Origin of the sequence: Bacillus sp. FDAARGOS_527, assembly GCF_003812125.1 — a bacterium.
Classification (GTDB): domain Bacteria; phylum Bacillota; class Bacilli; order Bacillales; family Bacillaceae_G; genus Bacillus_A; species Bacillus_A paranthracis.
Genome location: NZ_CP033795.1, coordinates 1,413,584 through 1,431,029, shown reverse-complemented (window position 1 = coordinate 1,431,029; position 17,446 = coordinate 1,413,584). Strand labels below are relative to the sequence as shown.

Annotated in this window: 17 protein-coding genes; 4 read left to right on the top strand and 13 right to left on the bottom strand. The window is 34.1% G+C overall.

Features of this window, described 5'->3' with window-relative positions:
- Positions 1–53 precede the first annotated feature (53 nt).
- The gene (locus tag EGX95_RS09745) at positions 54–518 is read left to right on the top strand and encodes an Hsp20/alpha crystallin family protein (protein ID WP_001288083.1); all 465 of its coding nucleotides are present in this window, start codon (positions 54–56) and stop codon (positions 516–518) included.
- Positions 519–557: 39 nt separating this feature from the next.
- Here EGX95_RS09745 and EGX95_RS09740 read toward each other — a convergent pair whose 3' ends face one another.
- Positions 558–1,145 carry an SCO family protein gene (locus EGX95_RS09740; protein ID WP_000833338.1) on the bottom strand — a complete coding sequence of 196 codons (588 nt, stop codon included), beginning with the start codon at positions 1,143–1,145 and terminating at the stop codon, positions 558–560.
- Between the two features lie 335 nt (positions 1,146–1,480).
- On the opposite strand from EGX95_RS09740, the gene EGX95_RS09735 reads away from it, so the two are divergent.
- Entirely contained in the window at positions 1,481–2,455 is a 975-nt protein-coding gene (locus EGX95_RS09735; RefSeq protein WP_001129619.1) for an MBL fold metallo-hydrolase, read from the top strand.
- A 181-nt stretch (positions 2,456–2,636) separates the two neighbouring features.
- Here EGX95_RS09735 and EGX95_RS09730 read toward each other — a convergent pair whose 3' ends face one another.
- The 4 genes from EGX95_RS09730 to EGX95_RS09715 form a co-directional block, all read right to left on the bottom strand.
- The gene (locus EGX95_RS09730) at positions 2,637–3,479 is read right to left on the bottom strand and encodes a DegV family protein (protein WP_003266758.1); all 843 of its coding nucleotides are present in this window, start codon (positions 3,477–3,479) and stop codon (positions 2,637–2,639) included.
- A 152-nt stretch (positions 3,480–3,631) separates the two neighbouring features.
- The gene (locus EGX95_RS09725) at positions 3,632–3,883 is read right to left on the bottom strand and encodes a DUF2535 family protein (protein ID WP_000629015.1); all 252 of its coding nucleotides are present in this window, start codon (positions 3,881–3,883) and stop codon (positions 3,632–3,634) included.
- 493 nt (positions 3,884–4,376) lie between these two features.
- On the bottom strand, positions 4,377–5,120 hold the full coding sequence (gene tatC, locus EGX95_RS09720; RefSeq protein ID WP_000390139.1) for a twin-arginine translocase subunit TatC: 744 nt from the start codon (positions 5,118–5,120) through the stop codon (positions 4,377–4,379).
- Positions 5,121–5,162: 42 nt separating this feature from the next.
- The gene (locus tag EGX95_RS09715; RefSeq protein ID WP_000492443.1) at positions 5,163–5,348 is read right to left on the bottom strand and encodes a twin-arginine translocase TatA/TatE family subunit; all 186 of its coding nucleotides are present in this window, start codon (positions 5,346–5,348) and stop codon (positions 5,163–5,165) included.
- 363 nt (positions 5,349–5,711) lie between these two features.
- Between EGX95_RS09715 and trhA the strand changes: the two genes are divergently transcribed.
- Positions 5,712–6,368 (top strand): PAQR family membrane homeostasis protein TrhA, encoded by a 657-nt coding sequence (gene trhA / locus EGX95_RS09710; protein WP_000136884.1) that lies wholly within the window; start codon positions 5,712–5,714, stop codon positions 6,366–6,368.
- Between the two features lie 41 nt (positions 6,369–6,409).
- Here trhA and EGX95_RS09705 read toward each other — a convergent pair whose 3' ends face one another.
- The 6 genes from EGX95_RS09705 to EGX95_RS09680 form a co-directional block, all read right to left on the bottom strand.
- Positions 6,410–7,129: a lysophospholipid acyltransferase family protein gene (locus EGX95_RS09705; RefSeq protein WP_000616589.1), complete on the bottom strand. Its 720-nt coding sequence runs from the start codon at positions 7,127–7,129 to the stop codon at positions 6,410–6,412.
- 111 nt (positions 7,130–7,240) lie between these two features.
- The gene (locus EGX95_RS09700) at positions 7,241–7,876 is read right to left on the bottom strand and encodes an FMN-dependent NADH-azoreductase (protein WP_000170021.1); all 636 of its coding nucleotides are present in this window, start codon (positions 7,874–7,876) and stop codon (positions 7,241–7,243) included.
- Between the two features lie 242 nt (positions 7,877–8,118).
- Positions 8,119–10,104, bottom strand: coding sequence for a penicillin-binding protein 3 (pbpC, locus tag EGX95_RS09695; protein ID WP_001227207.1), 1,986 nt, complete (start codon positions 10,102–10,104; stop codon positions 8,119–8,121).
- A 155-nt stretch (positions 10,105–10,259) separates the two neighbouring features.
- Positions 10,260–10,748, bottom strand: coding sequence for a dihydrofolate reductase (locus EGX95_RS09690; RefSeq protein WP_123805491.1), 489 nt, complete (start codon positions 10,746–10,748; stop codon positions 10,260–10,262).
- A gap of 19 nt (positions 10,749–10,767) precedes the next feature.
- A complete protein-coding gene (locus EGX95_RS09685; RefSeq protein WP_000679600.1) occupies positions 10,768–11,724 on the bottom strand; it encodes a thymidylate synthase in 957 nt (318 codons plus the stop codon).
- 115 nt (positions 11,725–11,839) lie between these two features.
- Positions 11,840–14,422 (bottom strand): alpha-L-rhamnosidase, encoded by a 2,583-nt coding sequence (locus EGX95_RS09680; protein ID WP_000955699.1) that lies wholly within the window; start codon positions 14,420–14,422, stop codon positions 11,840–11,842.
- 184 nt (positions 14,423–14,606) lie between these two features.
- On the opposite strand from EGX95_RS09680, the gene EGX95_RS09675 reads away from it, so the two are divergent.
- A complete protein-coding gene (locus EGX95_RS09675) occupies positions 14,607–16,064 on the top strand; it encodes a serine hydrolase (protein WP_000034304.1) in 1,458 nt (485 codons plus the stop codon).
- A gap of 50 nt (positions 16,065–16,114) precedes the next feature.
- Here the strand turns inward: EGX95_RS09675 and EGX95_RS09670 are convergent, their stop codons facing one another.
- Together EGX95_RS09670 and EGX95_RS09665 are read right to left on the bottom strand one after the other, a co-directional pair.
- A complete protein-coding gene (locus tag EGX95_RS09670; protein WP_000855703.1) occupies positions 16,115–17,047 on the bottom strand; it encodes an aminoglycoside phosphotransferase family protein in 933 nt (310 codons plus the stop codon).
- 11 nt (positions 17,048–17,058) lie between these two features.
- Positions 17,059–17,445, bottom strand: coding sequence for a VOC family protein (locus EGX95_RS09665; RefSeq protein WP_001095149.1), 387 nt, complete (start codon positions 17,443–17,445; stop codon positions 17,059–17,061).
- Position 17,446 lies beyond the last annotated feature (1 nt).

Genomic DNA, 17,446 nt, shown 5'->3' with positions numbered 1-17,446 from the left:
TTTCTCCGCTTTTGTCATATGATATTGCAAATTGATTTTTAGGAGGGAATATCATGAGTGAAGAAAAAAAAGACTCTTCTCGCCCACCGGTTCGTAATTATTTAAAGCAAATTGATGATTTCTTCGAGCAAACACCACTTCGTAATGTAATCGCTGATTTAAATCATTTTTTCCAAAAAGGAAACCGTTTATTAACATTCCCTGTAGATTTATATGAAGTTGGTGAAGAACTCGTTGTTACAGCTGAACTACCAGGTATACAAAAAGAACAAATTCAAATTGAAATACAAAGTGAATACTTAAAAGTCTCTGTAAAAGAAGAAATACTTGAAGAGGCTGAAGAAGAAACATCTCATAACTATTATCGCCGAGAACGTTCCATTTCAGAAGCATCTAGATTGATTAAATTACCGTACTCCATTAATAAAAAAGCAGCGAAAGCTTCGTATCAAAATGGCGTGTTAGAAATTCGGGCACCCAAACTTCCTCAACAACATGACATTTTATCCATAGACTAATGTAAAAAAAGAAGGGTGCTTTAATCTGCACCCTTCTTTTTATTCTACTAATCGCTTCATATCACGTATAATGTCCTCATACGGCGTATTACTAATACCACTGTACTTTTTCATTACTTTTCCGTTTTGATCAATTAAATAAAATGATGTACCATGCATAACTTGACCATTCTCAGGTTTATCTACAAGTGATTGGAAATTATCTTTTGCAAACTTTGTAATATCTTCTAACGAATAACCCGTTAATAAATTCCAGTTACTAGTATCCTCTGTAAACTTTTGAATGAAAGCCTTCAAATTCTCCGGCTTATCAAGGTCTGGATCTACACTAAACGAAACAAACTGAACGTCTAATTTCTCCTCTTTTGCCATCTTTTGCAGTTTTGCCATATTAGCAGTCATTGGCGGACAAACTGTTTGACAGTTTGTGAACATAAAATCTGCAACCCAAACTTTCCCTTTTAAATCTTTTGTACCAAATGGCTTTCCATCTTGATTTGTAAATTGGAAAGTTTCTAAATCCCAATTCAATGGTTTACGAAGCTTTGAACCTGATCCACTACATCCAGCAAGTACAAAGAGACAAAATACAACCATAAGACCAATTATTTTTTGATAACGCTTCATTTATAAACCTCTTTTCTCTATCCTAAATTTAAATAGGTTATGTTTATCATAACAAAAGTTAACACTACGAGAAAATTGTTTACTACATTTGTTCACGAAATCGTACGAATTTACGTATGTTACTTCTTTATTTCAAGCGAATTACTAGACAAAAGATATTTTTTTACTATTATTTCTCTAAATAGAAGTTGCAAAACTAATTTTGTTGTTACTTTTGTAAATAGATCCCCCTATTTTTTAACAATTCCTTAAACATTCATCCATGTTATACACTGTATTCCTTAACAACATTTCGGTACAATACAATTACAACGATTTTAAATGAGGTGATGTTCATGGCAAAGCGCTATGAAAATATGGATAATGTGAGTACAAAAAAATCAATTCGCTCTTTTATACGCTGGCGTAAAGAACGAAAGCAAAACAAAAAAGATTTTTCTTTCTTAGTAGAACAATCACCCGTTAAACAAAGTGCATTTTTGCAAAGTAATATTGAAAAAACGACTGTCACATGGATTGGGCATTCTACTTTTCTTATCCAAACGAATGGACTTAATATACTAACGGATCCAGTATGGGCCAATAAATTGAAGCTAGTCTCAAGACTTACTGAACCTGGTCTTTCTATACAAGAACTACCTAAAATTGATATTGTCCTCATTTCACATGGTCATTATGATCATTTAGATTTTTCAACACTTCGCCAACTTAATGATGACGTATTATACCTAGTACCCATTGGGCTAAAAAAATTATTTACTCGTAAAAAATTCAATAATGTAGAAGAGTATAAATGGTGGGAAAGTACGACTATTCATGATGTTTCCTTTCACTTCGTACCTGCTCAGCACTGGACGAGAAGATCATTATTTGATATGAACACATCTCACTGGGGTGGATGGATTATTAAAAATGACAATATGGAAGAAACCATTTATTTTTGTGGAGACAGTGGCTATTTCCAAGGTTTCAAAGAAATTGGCAAACGCTTTTCAATTGATGTTGCCCTTATGCCAATTGGAGCTTATGAACCAGAATGGTTTATGAAAATATCTCACGTTTCACCTGAAGAAGCAGTGCAAGCTTATTTAGATTTAAATGCTACACACTTTATACCAATGCATTACGGAGCTTTTGCACTCGCTGATGAAACACCTCGCGAGGCAATAACAAGGCTTCGAAATAATTGGAATTTACGTATGTTACCGTGGGAACAACTGCATGTACTCTTTTTAGGTCAAACTTTCATTTATAATAGCGAAACACATTATAAGAAAGTGAATGAAAAAATTGAAACATTACATGTATAACGTAACTACTGATTTTCTATATTCAACATATAATATAGAAAATCATAAAGGGTGTTTTTTATGAATGAATATTTACAGACTCGCTATATCATTAGCGGGAGTGCCTGTATAGCCCTTCTTATTTCTTACTTTCTATTCACATAAAAAAGCTACTTGAAATAAATTTCAAGTAGCTTTTTTATTACTCTGCTAAATACATAAATCCGATTGCACCCGGACCTGTATGAGTACTAATAATAGGCGTTGTAAAGAAAATTTCTGATTGAGCAAATCCACTTACTTTTTCAACAGCCGCTTTTACATTTTCAGCTAAAGGAATTGCTTTCGCATGCGGAATTGCCACAGCTTTTACAACTTTTCCAGCTGTATCTTCCTCAAATAACTTAGCTAACGTTTTTACAATTTGACCTTGGCTACGCACTTTCGTTACAGGGTTATAAACACCATCTTCAAGGCTAGCAATTGGCTTTATATTAAGTAGCGAACCGATAAACGCTTTTCCTTTACCGATACGCCCACCCTTCACTAAGTTTTCTAATGTATCTACTACTACATATAATCGAGTATTTTTCCTTACTTCATCTACACGTTTTAAAATTTCTTCTAGTGAGCGTCCTTCATTTGCCATTTTCGCAGCTTCAACTACTTGATATGCTAAAGCATGTGTAATAAATTGCGAATCAACAACTGTTACTTTTGTGTCGGTCATTGATGCAGCACTATTTGCAGTTGCCACAGTACCACTCATTCCACTTGTCATATGAATGGAAAGTACTTCACTTCCATCTTCCCCTAACTTGTCATACATTTCTACAAATGTACCCATTGCTGGTTGTGATGTTTTTGGTAGTTCCTCTGATTTAATCATTTCTTCAATAAATTCATCTGGTTGTAGATCAACGCGATCTAAATATGTTTGTCCATTTACAGAGATTGATAATGGTAGAACATGGATGTCATACTTCTCAATTACCTCTTGTGATAAATCTGCCGTTGAATCTGTTACAATTTTAATTTTTTGCATATTATATTCTTCCCTTTCCAATACGCTCTCCTTGTTATTATACTAGTATTCCCATTGCTTTCAACAATTTGAAACGAAATTTCATTAAATTAATTATATTTTTATATCTAAAATGAAAAAGACAGAGCTCTTAACCCTGTCCCCACTCTATATCATGCATTTTTTTCAAGAGTATTTGTTTTATATACATTTAAATAATCATTCCACTTCAAACAATTTTGTAAATATTCACGGAAAGAATACGAAAATCTTGGGTGTTTTTGTTTTTGAATTTTTGCAATAAATAATTGAAGACGAGACTGTATTAGAAACGATAATGGATGCTGCGCTTGTAGGACAGGGATTTCAAATATTTTAATACACTCCCCTGTTGAATGAGTGAAATAAAAACTTTTCGTAATCACAATATCAATCCTCTTTTTCATTGGATTTTTGAACTTCTTCTACTTTACGCTGTAACACGTTGTTTAAAGTGGCGACTCCCATGAATACAAAAGTATCCTTAGACAATCTCTGTAGTCCTTTTGGTTAGAAGATTTATACTCTATTCATCTTCACCTAATCCATCCCCCACCCTAAATTCCTAATAAGATAAGGACTCGTTATCCGTATATTGCTTAATATATTCAGTATAAACTTATAAAAGCGCAAAGTTTGTCTAAATTTTGGAGATTCTATAATTTTTTTCTTCTCTATATTGTATACGTTTATAACTAGAGTATAACAAATAAATAAAGTGAAACTTTAATCAGTGGGGGTTTTCTTCAGCCCCACTGATTATTAGTTGAACCAATCGGACTTTTATGGGCAGTTGATCCCCCACCTAACTTCTTTGCTTTCGCTAAATTTTGAGGTGGGGGTCTTACTGCCCATTAAAGTGGGATAAAAAAAGTGCCTTTATAACGAGGCACTTTTCGACTGAATTTCTTCTTCTCTTTTCTTTTTTCGCTTACTAACAATCTTTGATAAAGCGATACTAATTTCATAAATACAAATAAGCGGTACCGCAACTAAACTATGTGATAAAAAATCTGGCGGTGATATACACGATGCAATGATAATCAATGCTACGTAAGCATACCTTCTTATTTTTATTAGAAATTCCGCCGTCAATAGTCCAATACTCGTTAAAAACATTACTACTACTGGCAATTCAAAAATTACAGCAAATGGAACTGTTAAATTAAGAACAAAATGAAAATACTTTTCTGTCGTAAACATCGTATTAAACATTTCATTACCTATCGTAGTTAAAAAATGAAATAAAAACGGCATTACAACGAAATATCCAAAGCATAAACCTGCAATAAATAATATAGACAATACCGGTATATACATTAACGTCATCTTTTGTTCATTTGGATGTAAACCCGGTTTTACAAATAACCAAATTTGTATAGCAGCAAAAGGAATTGTACAAACGATAGCAAATACTGTAGCAATCGAGAAAAAAATCCACAATACATCACTTGGACCGAGAACAGTTAATTTCATTGGTAAGTCTTTTACAAGCCAAAAATAAATATCCTTCGTAAAAGTAAACCCAACAATTAAAAATAGTACAAAGGATAACACTGTATATATTACTCGTTTGCGAAGCTCAACTATATGTTCTACTACACTCATTTCCCGATCTTCCATCTCGTTCACCACACTTTATTTATCCATTTCGAAGAAATTTCATTACATTTTTTCTTTCTTTTCCTTCTCTTGAAATGCATCATCAGTCAATTCTTTCGTTGATTTTTTAAATTCTTTTAACGTTTCCCCTAAAGCCTTTCCGATTTCCGGCAATTTTTTCGGCCCAAATAAAATAAGTACAGCTACTAAAATTAAAATTAATCCTGGAAAGCCAATATTTGAAAACATTTCTCCATCCCCTTTATTAGTAGATTCCTTGTCCTACTATTGCATAATTTTATTTTGTCAAAAAAGTTTGAAAACGTCAACAAAACCATTACCTTTTGTCAAAAAAATTCAAAAATATAATCAATTATACAAATTTCATTTTCTATTGCTCTTGTGTATGATATGGTAAGGGAAAAGACATATTATTTTATCCCGCTTTAACGGGCAGTAAGAACCACCACCTTAAAATTCAGTGCAAGCAAAGAAGTTACGTGGGGGATGGGCTGCCCGTAAAAGCCCGATTGATTCAACTAATAATCAGTGGGGGGGATGCCCCTCCACTGATTAAAGTTTCACTTTATAATAGTAGAAAGGATTACCATTATGACTGAAAAAATGACACGAATGACCCAATTTGTAAAAGAAGAAATTGCAAATGCAATAACACATGGTATCGGTGCCATTTTAAGCATCCCTGCCTTAATCATATTGATTATTCATGCTTCTAAGCATGGTACCGCATCAGCTGTAGTTGCATTTACTGTTTATGGTGTAAGTATGTTCTTACTGTACTTATTTTCAACGTTGCTACATAGCATTCATCATCCTAAAGTAGAAAAAATATTTACTATTTTAGATCATTCAGCCATTTACTTATTGATTGCTGGCACGTATACTCCTTTTCTACTTATTACACTCCGCGGCCCATTAGGATGGACATTACTTGCTATTATATGGATCCTTGCAATCGGAGGTATCATCTTCAAAATTTTCTTTGTACGTCGCTTTATTAAGGCATCAACGCTATGTTATATCATAATGGGATGGCTCATAATCGTTGCTATTAAACCACTTTATGAAAATCTAACTGGACATGGTTTTTCACTACTTTTAGCAGGTGGTATTTTATATTCTGTAGGAGCTATATTCTTCCTTTGGGAAAAGTTACCGTTCAATCATGCCATTTGGCATCTTTTCGTATTAGGTGGTAGCGCGATGATGTTCTTCTGCGTACTCTTTTACGTCTTACCTACGGCATAATAAAAAAGGTTTCAGCTTTATGTAAGCTGAAACCTTTTTTATTACTTATGTAATTGTGATGCGATAACATCCTGTGTATGCTTCGTTAACTCTTTAATATCCATATTCGCATACTCTTCAGGTGTAATCGGCTTAGAAATTGTTACTGTTGCACGAGCTCGCTTCATACGGTTTCCATTCGCTTCAAACATTTTATATGTCCCATCTAATGTTACAGGTAAGATTGCTACACCAGATTTTACAGCAAGATGAAAACTACCAGCCTTAAACTCTCCAACTTCCCCACCCTTACTTCTCGTTCCTTCAGGGAAAATTACGATAGAATGTCCATTCTTCAATAGTTCAATCCCATCTTTAATCGCTTGAAGTGACTGGCGGCGATCGCTACGATCCATAAATACACAATTCATAAGTTCCATCCAAGTTGGTACAACTGGGAACTTTTTAATCTCTGCCTTTGAAACGAAGCCAATTGGTTTATTTAAATAACCTAGTAAAACAGGAATATCCATATTACTCTGGTGATTACTTACAACTAGTACCGGCTTGTCTTTCGGAACATTTTCAAGTCCTTTAACTTCTACTGTTCCTCCAGCTACACGTACCATTTTCTTACCAAACCAATTTGTCGTTTTGTACACAGCATTATCTTTTTCTTGTGGCGACATCGTATTTACTTGTCTTTTAAGGCGCCACATTCTCGGTGTAATCGCAATTACGATTAAAATTAAATAAAAGATTTTAAAAAACGTTTGAATCATACAGAACCCCCACCTATTATCATTCCGACCTTCATTATACTAGACAAACGAAGGAAAAAGAAGAAAAAATGTCCAAACAACAAGTGCTTGGACATTTTTAAGTATGATATATTAGAAACGTTTTGCTAATTCACGAGCATTAGCAATTGCTGCTTCTTTAATTTCTTGTGCTTTTTCAGGGTTTGCATTCATACCTTCAACTGCAATATATTCAGTATCATTTACACCGACAAATCCTAATACAGTTTTTAAGTGATTGCGTCCGAAGTCTACAGCTGCGTATGCTCCTTCAGAATATACGCCACCTGTTGCTTGAATGTGAAGTGCTTTTTTACCTTCTAATAAGCCAACTGGACCATTTTCAGTATATTTGAATGTTTTACCTGCGATTGCTACGTTGTCTAAGTATGCTTTTACTACTGGTGGGTAGCTAAAGTTCCACATTGGAGTTACAAATACATAACGATCTGCATTCATAAATGTTTCTAAGTTTGTGTTCATTGCTGCAACTTTTTGTTGTTGAGCTTCAGTTAAAGCTTCAAATCCTTCACCTGCTGCAAATTTACCCCAAGCAGCGAATACATCTGCATCGATTGCTGGTACTGTAGTATTGAATAAATCAATTGTTACAACTTCATCTTGTGGATGTTCGTTTTTATAAGCTTCGATGAATGCTTCCCCTACTGCCATTCCGAAAGAACCTTCTGCTGAATTTGGATTTGCTGTAATAAATAGTACTTTTGTCATTGTATTCTCTCCCTTTTCTACATTTTATCTTTAATTTGAGATTTATAATTTGAAAGTAAATAACTTACCTTATGTAAGTATAATACAAAAAGTTTCATTCGATGTCAATAAAAAATAGCTACTTTTTTTTCGTAAGTTAATGATTTATTTTGTTTCCTTAAAATTCAGTATATAGATATTAAGAATTCTTTCATAGAAAAAGGCTAGCTCTACAAATTATAGAGCTAACCTTTTATTACATATTATTTTTGAAATACATGTTTTACTTTTTCAGCTGGAATATTACTTCCGCCTCTACCTTTTACATCTTCAATCATCATAGTAATAACCATATCTGGTGAATTTAAATCAAATGCAGCGAACCAGCCTAGTTCTTTTCCTTCAGCCTCTTTTGATACTTTTAATTCCGCTGTACCTGTTTTTCCAGCAAGAGTCATGCCATCAATTTTAGCAATTTTCCCAGTACCATCTGGATCATTAATTACTTTCGTCATAGCAGTTTTTAATATATCCTGATTGCCTTTTGAAATTACATTCTCTTTCCAAACTTTCGGTTGCTTATCTGTTCTAATAATATATGGGGAAGGTATGTTTCCTTCATTAACAATTGGTGCGTACGTTAATGCTAGATGGAGTGGCGTCATTAATACTTGCCCTTGTCCATAACCTGTGTCTGCCATTTGAATATCATTTTTAATACTATCATTTGCGATTTTAGAAGCTGGGAATCCATATTCAATTGGTAGTTTCTCATCGAATCCGAATTTTTTCGCTTCACTCATAAACTTGTCTTTTCCGATTTTTAAAGCTTCTTGTGCGAAGTAAATATTATCCGAGTATTTCATCGCCTTATCAAAATCAATCGGATTTGCATCTTTTACACGCGTTACATAATAATTACCCCAAGAAGAATCTTTTGTCCATTTTAATCCTTCAATTTTTAACTCTTCTTTTGGATCAATCGTTTTCGTTTCAAGACCAATTGCTGCTGTAATTGGTTTAAATACAGAACCTGGAACTGATAATTGTGTAAATCGATTCGTCATCGGTTTTTTCGGATCATTATTTACCGCATCACGTTGCGCTTTTGACGCCCCTCTTGTAAGGGTATTTGGGTTATAAGCTGGTGTGCTCACAAGTGCAAGTGTTTCTCCAGTCTTTGGATTAATTGCTGCACTTGATCCTACCTCATTTTTCATTTCATTATAAATTTCGCTTTGAACTGCACTGTCAATCGTTAAAGTTACATTTTCTCCATCAACAGCATCTGTTTTTGCTAAATTTTTAATTTCTTTCCCTTGTGCATCTTCTACGAAGACACGACCACCTTTTTTACCGCGTAGCTTTTCTTCCAGTACTTGCTCTAAACCAGCTTTACCTACTGGATCATCTGCTTGATAACCTTTCTTTTGTAACGTTTTTAAATCTTCAGCATTCACTTTTCCAATATAGCCAGTAAGATGTGCGGCTTCTTCTCCTAATGGATATGAGCGAACATTTACTGGCTTTGTTGCAACACCAGGTAAATCTATGTACGTATTTTGTGTTGCTCCTTCAGGCAATATTCCAATTGGTACAAGGTAATTTGGTTTTACCCATTTAGCTGCTAGTTTTTGGTCAATTTCTTCGATAGACATATTTAGTAACTTCGCTACCGTTTCTTTCGTTTGCGGAGCTGCATCCCCTAATTTTTCAGGAATCAATCCGATTTCAGAAGCTTTACCATTTACCGCAAGATATTTACCGTTACGGTCATATATTTCTCCGCGCTTCGGCTCTGTCGTTTGCATACGCACTTTACTATCTTTCGTCATACCTGGGAATATAAAATCAGGAGTCCAATCTATTTTCCAAGATTCTTTATCTCCATCCTTTTCTTTCACCATTTTTGCTTCATGGGCAAAATTGATTTTACCACCAACAGTATCCATACTTACTTTAAAAGGAACAGGACCTTCATCTTTTTTATCTTCTTTTACTTCTCCTGCTTCTACTTTTAAGTCTTTCACTTCAATGCCAGAATAAATTTTTTCATATTTCTCAGTGAACTCTTTCTTTGAAATATCTTTTTTTGCCTTTTCTGATAGTTGATCATACATTTCTGCAAATTTTTGTTTATTCCATGCTTTTGCATATGTATCAAATGCTTCTTGTGGTTTTTCTTCTTTACCGCATCCGACTAACATGAATGTTAAGCAAAGAAAAAGAATCCCCCATATCTTTCTCAATCGATTCTCCTCCTCTTTCTCTCTTAATACTCTTGAAAATTTTAGCATTTTCACATGCTACCTTTCATTATAGCACTATCGAATCTCATCTATAAACCTATATTGATGGATATAAATAAAAAGATTGATGCGAATTTTCACATCAATCTTTTTTACTATTGTTGCTTCTCATATACATGATAATAGTACGTATACGGATTTTTTTCATCCGTTAAACCTTTTTCAACAAAAACTTCTTTCCAATTTGTCATATCCATTTCTGGGAAGAATGTATCTCCTTCAAATGCATGATGGATTTTTGTTATATATAACTTGTCTACGTAAGGTAAAAAGAGATCATAAATTTGTGCTCCGCCAAAAATAAAGATCTCTTCTTCATTTTTGCATAGCTCAAACACTTCTTCTATAGAATGTGCTACTTCACATCCTTCAACATGATACCCTTCATTGCGAGTTACAATAATATTACGTCTTCCAGGCAGTGGTCTACCAATCGCTTCATAGTTCTTTCTTCCCATAATAAGCGGATGACCCATCGTTGTTTTCTTTACATATTGTAATTCACTCGGTAAACGCCAAGGTAAATTATTATCTTTACCAATTACTCTATTCTCGTCCATTGCGACCATAAATGAAACTATCATTTTTTCATCTCCTCTACAATTACACTGCAACCGGTGCTTTAATTGCTGGGTGTGGATCATATCCTTCAATCGTTAAATCTTCCATTTCAAAATCAAACACAGATTTCACATCTGGATTTAATGTAAGTTTTGGGAACGGACGTGGTTCACGCGCCAATTGCTTTTCTACTTGCTCAAAATGATTCGTATAAATGTGGGCATCTCCAATTGTATGAACAAATTCTCCCACTTCAAGTCCGCATTCATGTGCAATTAAATGTGTTAGTAACGAGTAACTTGCAATGTTAAATGGAATTCCAAGGAATATATCACCACTTCTTTGATATAGCTGACAAGAAAGTTTGCCATCTGCTACATAAAATTGGAATAACGTATGACAAGGTGGTAATGCCATACTTGGTACATCTTCAGGATTCCAAGCAGATACAATTAGGCGACGTGAATCTGGCGTTTTTTTTATCATTTCAATTACATCTTTTAATTGATCAAGCGTCTCACCAGCTGTCGTTTTCCAAGCACGCCACTGCTTACCGTATACGTCTCCTAAATAACCATATTTATTTGAGAAATCATCATCTTCTAAAACGTTCTTTTTAAACAATTCCATTTGCTCATCGTACTGAACTTTAAATTCCTCATCTTGTTGTGAGCGAAGACCGAAATCAGTCATGTCAGGACCCGTATACTCGTCACTTTCTACCCAACTCTTAAATGCCCATTCATTCCAAATGTTGTTATTATGCTGCAATAAATAACGAATATTTGTATCGCCTTTCATAAACCAAAGCAATTCACTTGCTACAAGGCGAAATGGCACCCTCTTTGTCGTTAATAAAGGAAAACCTTTACTTAGATCAAAACGCATTTGATAACCAAATACAGATACAGTGCCTGTCCCTGTACGATCTTCTTTCTTCGTACCATGCTCCATTACATGGCGGCATAAATTTAAGTATTCATTTTCAGCATGTTTCATATGTAGAAAAACCTTCTTTCAAATCTCTAGTCTATATGGATTTTATCATAAATTTAATGCTAACAGATTGAACAAACTAAATTTATAAAAAAACATTTCTATACTTAACAAAATTCTACTTCTGTATGTTCTTACAAAATCTAAATTCATATGCGCCTGAACCTAATTTCATTTCAGGCATATCACTTGACCTCCAATCATCTTCCACTATTCGTAATGTAGCAGATGTATTTGTTGGCACATCAACGTTTAATACTGCTTGTCCATGTTCTACATGCCAATCAATTTTAATTTCCCCATATGCTGTTTCACGCTTAATACAAACCCAATCTAGATTAGAATTAAAATGAGGCTGAATATAAAAATGTTTATATGCTGGTTTTGTTTCATCCACTTCTAATCCAATAATATATCGGTATATCCATTCAACGATAGAACCATATGCGTAATGATTGTACGAATTCATACTATCATTCCAAAGGGTTCCATCCTCTTTCACACCATCCCAATGTTCCCAAATCGTTGTGGCACCTCGTTTCACTTGGTATAACCATGATGGATAATCTTCATGAAATAGAAGCTTACAAGCAAGGTCATGACGGTTAAACTTGCTTAATATTAAATTTAAATACGGTGTTCCTATAAAACCTGTTGTTAAATGATTTTTATTTGCTTTTAAAAGCTCAATTAATCGATTAAATACTTTCTCCTTCACATTATCTTTCACTAGTTCAAAAAGAAGTACTAATATGTGGGCTGTTTGGGTATTTGAAATTAACCTACCATTCGGTGTAACAAATTCATTTTGAAACGCTTGAACAATATTTCCATGTAGCTCAGCATAAAACTTAGCATCTGTATTTTTACCTAAAATCTCAGCAACCTTTCGTAAAAGCGATGTAGAATACGCGTAATAAGCTGTCGCAATAAAATGCTTGTCTGTTCCGCCTTCATATACATCAGGTTTCGTATCTAATGCGAGCCAATCCCCTAAATGATAGCCTGTATCCCATAAATACTCATTTTCACCTTGTGAACGTATGTAATCTATATACTTCTTCATACTGTCATATTGCTCTTTTAAAATGGATACATCTCCGTAATGTAAATAGTGAACCCATGGACAAATAATTGCTGCATCGCCCCAACCGCCAGAAGTATGTAAATCAAAATCCGCTCTTTTCCCAAATGCATCTGGAATAACTAACGGCACAGCTCCATTCACATTTTGATCTAATGATAAGTCTTGGAGCCATTTTTTAAAGAACAATTGCACATTCATAATTTGCGTAGCTGTCCCAATAAACATTTGTGCATCTCCTGTCCATCCAAGTCGATCATCTCGCTGCGGACAATCTGTTGGCACATCAAAAAAGTTCCCTCTTTGAGACCATTCCACATTTTGATGCAGTTGATTGATTAATGGATTAGACGTTTCAAATTCAGTCGCTTTTTCCATATCTGTATGTAATACAACCCCTTCAAAATCTGCTATTTGAGGGGGCTGGGTTAATCCACTTATTTTCACATACCTAAAGCCTTGATAGGTAAAATGAGGTTCAAACGTTTCCTCTTCCTCTCCTTTTGCTATATACACTATTTTTTGTTTTGCCTTTCGGAGATTCCCAGTATAAAAGCTACCGTCTTTATTTAATATTTCAGCATGATGCAATTCTATCTTTTGTCCAGTATAAACATGACGGACTTTAAACCGAACCCAACCTACCATATTTTGCCCCATATCAATAAGCCATTCATGATTGGGTAGTTTTGAAATAGCGATTGGTTTTATAATTTTCATTTTACGAATTGCTTCATTTTCTTGTGCAACAATTATTTGTTTAGAATGCACAATTGCTTCAACATCTTCTAGCTTTTGATCACTTTCTTCTAGCCTAGCGTCATAAACCTCCCCTTCATATATTTCCGAATACAAAATAGGGCTTGGCATTACTTTCCATGTTTCATCTGTTACAATTTTTTCTTTCGTTCCATCTTCATATGTTATATGTATTTGAGCAATTATCGCACGTCTTTTCCCGTAATAATTACGTACATGCTGCATAGTAATCGGCCCTTTATACCAGCCGTTACCTACCAGAGTAGAAATATCATTATACCCAATCTTTAATACATGCGTTATATCATATGTTTGATACAATATCCTTTTATCATAACTTGTCCATCCAGGGGTAAAATAACAATCTCCAATACGCTCTCCATTTATAGAAGCCTCGTATAATCCTAAACTAGTCATATATAAACGTGCTTTTTTAACTAATTTTTTAATAGAAAAGCTTTTATGAAAGGACATAACTTGCGTGCGTTCTTTTTTCGCAGCAATCCATTTTCCGCTCCAGTTACCTTGCCCTTGTAATCCGGTCTCCCAAAATGCTACTTCTGACCAAGGTGATTCTTCTTCATGAGTATCCCATACCTTCACTCGGTAAAAATAACGTGTTTCCGTACTATATGAAAACGAATTGATTGGTATATATAAACTTTGATCTGTTTCTACCTTCTGTGAATCGAATACTATAGTTTGAAACTCTTTATCCTTCGCAACCTGCAATTGATACGCAAGTTGTTTTACATTTCGTTTACTCGACTCGAGTTGCCAACTAATTTTAACAACTTTCGAATCTATACCTATCGGATTATTTTTATTATCACAGAGCAATTTTTTTATTGTTAGCACACTTCTTCACCATCTTTTCTAAATCTTAATTTAAATTAATTATAATAAAAATAAAATTCTAAATAAATAATAATTTTATTCATCCTTACAAAATTATTAACTTTCCATAATTAAAAAGGTTTTTATTTTCTATTACCGAAAGTATTGTGCGGTAGAACAAAATTTATATTTGGAGGTTAGAAGTATGTCTAAAATTGAAACTCCTGTTATATCTTCTTTGCAAACAACTGTTGAAAAAATGATGAAGGATTTAAAGGTTCCTGGCGCTGCTGTAGCTGTTATAAAAGACGGTGAAGTCATTATTTCAGAAGGCTTTGGCTATCGTAATTTAGACACAAAAGACCCTGTTACACCGCGTACTTTGTTCGCAATCGGTTCCTCAACGAAAGCTTTTGGCACACTTTCATTATGTTTGTTAGCACAGCAAAAAAAGTTTAATTGGGATACTCCTGTCCAGTCTTATATACCTAACTTCTCTTTATCTGAACTACTTGCTAGCTCACAAGTTACAGGACGAGATTTAGCTTCTCATCGCACTGGGGTAAGTCGTCATGATGCTCTTTGGTATAGCTCTTCCTTATCTCGAAAAGACCTCGTTGAAAAAATAAAACATTTACCACTTGATGCACCGTTCCGCACAGCATTTCTTTATAACAACTTAATGTATGCAACAATTAGCTACATTGTTGAAAACATTACAAATCAAACGTGGGAGCAATACGCTACAGAACATATTTTAGATCCTTTAAATATGAGACATACAAATTTCTCTGTTACAGATTCACAAACTACAGATGATTATGCTTTACCTTACGTTGAAAATGAAGGTGAAATAAAAGAAGTTCCATTCCATAACATCGATACAGTCGGAGCTGCTGGATGTATTAATTCTACAATTGAAGATATGGCCAATTGGGTCCTTCTTCACTTAAACAAAGGTAAATTTGGAGATCATGAATTAATCTCCTTTGAATTATTACAACAAATGTATATACCGCACAATTCCATTCCAGATCAACCAGTTTTATCACTTCCTGAATCTCCATTAAATAGTTATGGGCTTGGTTGGTTTATTAGCGCTTATCGTGGGAATAAGGTGATTCATCACGGCGGTAATATTGATGGATTTTCAGCGCTTGTTTCTTTCATACCAACAGAAAACATCGGCCTTGTCATTTTAACGAATGCTGGAGGCACATTACTGCCTACTTATCTCGCTAATCAAATTTATGACGAACTACTTGAATTAGAATCCATTGATTGGCATAAACGCGCTGTAGAAGATACTGAAAAAATGAAGGAAATGATGAAAGAAGCAACTGAATCCATTCCAGAACAAATTAAAGAAACTACACCTTCTCATAAATTAGAGGATTATACTGGTACTTTCGAACATCCGGCATACGGAACATTACAAGTATACGAGCGTGATGATTCATTATTTGTGCAATTCATGGAAATGGACATTCAATTAACACATCATCATTACGACATCTTCTCTGCAAAAGTTGATTTATTCCAAATGAAGATGAATCTATTATTTGCATATGAAATGAGTGTGAACGGTGAATTCCCTTCCCTTCAGTTACATGTACCAGCTACATTAAGTACTCAGCCGCTTACATTTAAGAAAATTAAATAAGTATTTTGATGGTAAAAAATAAAGGTAGGTGCGAATCACACCTACCTTTTCTATTTCATATCAATCTTATCTGGTTGAAACCAAATTGGCTTCGATAACTCAAAGTTATTATGATCCTCTAAAACTATAGTAAGGCGCTCTAATATATCATCTAACATATGCGGCGCTGCTCGTAATGTCCAGACAACTGAGGAGAAAACTGTCATACCAACGTACACCGTGTATAATTTCCAGAATTCCTCTGGTATTTTTCTATTAAAGTATCCTTCTATTTGTCCGATTGAATACGGAATACTAATGTCCCTTGCAAACAGTGCAATTTTCACAAAATCATGAAGTGGGTCGCCCCAGTCGTAGCCATTAAAATCAACAACACCTACATATTTTCCATCCCGTACAATTATATTTTCTAAATGAAAATCATCGTGTTGAAATCGATTGGGGCGGTTCTTTAAAGATATTTCATTTTCTTCAATAAACTTTATGATTTTATCATCATTTTTTATGTTTATTCCACATGTTTTATATGCCTCTAAATATTTACTATGTTTTTTCATTGCTCTTTCATACCATGGAAGTATATCATTAGGAGCTTCATATGTATGCATTTTTGCTAAATCTTTTCCTGCCTCTATACCAATTTCATATTGTTCTTTTGGTGAATACGTAGGCAATAGCTTCTTCGCATCCTCCCCTTCTAAATACGAAAAAATGCCATAGCATAAACCTTCTTCTGCCAACAAACCCATTACAATTGGTTTTTGTGCTTGCACACTACGGTTTTGCATTTCATTTAAAATTTGAAACTCTATTTTCTTTCTTTTATACTCTTTTATATCTCCCGTCCGTAATAAATATTTTTCATTATTTGCACTCGTAATGATATATTTCTTATCAGGTGAAAAACCTTTGGAAATTTCCTCAATACCCACTGCATCTTTTACTATTTTTATATTATTTTGCCATGCTGTCATTGTTTTCATTTTTATTCCCCTTACATTTCTACATTTGGTGTGTAAGCTACTTCTATAATAAACCCATTCGGATCATAAAAATCAATCGTATAGTACCCTTCCGAATAATGATTCATTTCAATCGGACCACGTATTACGTTAACTTGCGTACTAGAAAGAAAATTTGCTATTTCATCAACAACTTCTCTTTTAATAGCTTGGTAACAAATATGTCTTGGTCCTAAAGTCCTTACGATTTCCTCCTCTACTGCCTTAAAATATATTTCACTTTCTCCCGTACTATATGATACTTCAGTTAACTTTCTCCACCCAATTATTGAAAATAACATATCATAAAAAGAAATGGATTCCTCTAAATCCTTTACCCAAAATTCAATATGATGAATACCTGCTCGCATTGTATTCATA

Bases quoted from the DNA above. Each gene is read 5' to 3' on its own strand.
- EGX95_RS09740 (WP_000833338.1), bottom strand. From the start codon at position 1,145: ATGAAGCGTTATCAAAAAATAATTGGTCTTATGGTTGTATTTTGTCTC.
- EGX95_RS09700 (WP_000170021.1), bottom strand. From the start codon at position 7,876: ATGACAAAAGTACTATTTATTACAGCAAATCCAAATTCAGCAGAAGGT.
- EGX95_RS09730 (WP_003266758.1), bottom strand. From the start codon at position 3,479: ATGCAAAAAATTAAAATTGTAACAGATTCAACGGCAGATTTATCACAA.
- EGX95_RS09735 (WP_001129619.1), top strand. From the start codon at position 1,481: ATGGCAAAGCGCTATGAAAATATGGATAATGTGAGTACAAAAAAATCA.
- EGX95_RS09715 (WP_000492443.1), bottom strand. From the start codon at position 5,348: ATGTTTTCAAATATTGGCTTTCCAGGATTAATTTTAATTTTAGTAGCT.
- EGX95_RS09690 (WP_123805491.1), bottom strand. From the start codon at position 10,748: ATGATAGTTTCATTTATGGTCGCAATGGACGAGAATAGAGTAATTGGT.
- EGX95_RS09675 (WP_000034304.1), top strand. From the start codon at position 14,607: ATGTCTAAAATTGAAACTCCTGTTATATCTTCTTTGCAAACAACTGTT.
- tatC (WP_000390139.1), bottom strand. From the start codon at position 5,120: ATGGAAGATCGGGAAATGAGTGTAGTAGAACATATAGTTGAGCTTCGC.
- EGX95_RS09665 (WP_001095149.1), bottom strand. From the start codon at position 17,445: ATGAATACAATGCGAGCAGGTATTCATCATATTGAATTTTGGGTAAAG.
- EGX95_RS09705 (WP_000616589.1), bottom strand. From the start codon at position 7,129: ATGATTCAAACGTTTTTTAAAATCTTTTATTTAATTTTAATCGTAATT.
- EGX95_RS09670 (WP_000855703.1), bottom strand. From the start codon at position 17,047: ATGAAAACAATGACAGCATGGCAAAATAATATAAAAATAGTAAAAGAT.
- EGX95_RS09685 (WP_000679600.1), bottom strand. From the start codon at position 11,724: ATGAAACATGCTGAAAATGAATACTTAAATTTATGCCGCCATGTAATG.
- trhA (WP_000136884.1), top strand. From the start codon at position 5,712: ATGACTGAAAAAATGACACGAATGACCCAATTTGTAAAAGAAGAAATT.
- EGX95_RS09745 (WP_001288083.1), top strand. From the start codon at position 54: ATGAGTGAAGAAAAAAAAGACTCTTCTCGCCCACCGGTTCGTAATTAT.